At 70.4% G+C, this 297-nt stretch carries 1 protein-coding gene; it reads left to right on the plus strand.

Going from position 1 to position 297, the window contains the following annotated elements; genetic code table 11:
- On the plus strand, positions 1–297 hold a 297-nt coding region (locus ACXAID_RS28480; RefSeq protein ID WP_475025484.1), incomplete at both ends, for a phosphopantetheine-binding protein.

A 297-nucleotide genomic window follows, 5' to 3' on the forward strand; every position in this document is an offset into this window, starting at 1 on the left:
GGCCCCGGAATACCAGCACGTCGAGCAGTACCGCGCACCGGCCGACGCCGTCGAAGAGATCCTCGCCGACATCTACGCCCAGGTCCTGGGCCTCGACCGGGTCGGAACCGACGAATCGTTCTTCGAACTCGGCGGCGACAGCATCCTGTCCATGCAGGTCGTCGCCCGCGCCCGGGCCGCCGGAGTGCTCTGCCGACCCCGCGACATCTTCGTCGAACAGACCGTCTCCCGACTCGCCCAGGTCGCCACCGTCGCCGACGAGGACACCGCCGTCCTCGACGAGGGCACCGGCCCCGT

Source organism: Mycobacterium sp. ABE4_509, from assembly GCF_056160785.1.